We start from the raw sequence: 243 nt of genomic DNA, 5'->3' as shown, positions 1-243 counted from the left end.
AACCCCAACAGTAGTGTATCGCTGTCCATTCGTGGTGTAACGTCCATCGAAGGATCCAGAACACCGCTCGTCATCATCGATGGTATTCCCGGTGGCAACCTCGATCTGCTACAGCAGGACGACATCGAGTCTATCGACGTGCTTAAAGATGGTTCAGCTGCCGCGATCTATGGCACGCAAGCCAACGGCGGTGTAATATTGGTCACGACTAAAAAAGGTAGAGCCGGTGCGGCGACTATCGAC

1 protein-coding gene is annotated in these 243 nt (G+C 53.1%); it reads left to right on the top strand.

All coding sequences use genetic code 11. The annotated features are described in order from the left end of the window. Nucleotides 1-243, top strand: a 243-nt coding sequence (locus KK062_RS30515; RefSeq protein ID WP_254088150.1) for a TonB-dependent receptor plug domain-containing protein, incomplete at both ends; no start/stop codon positions are given.

The sequence above is a fragment of the Dawidia cretensis genome (assembly GCF_018598175.1).
Lineage (GTDB): Bacteria > Bacteroidota > Bacteroidia > Cytophagales > Cyclobacteriaceae > Ohtaekwangia > Ohtaekwangia cretensis.
Note: the sequence above shows the minus strand (reverse complement) of the source record. Positions and strands in the feature narration are given on the sequence as shown.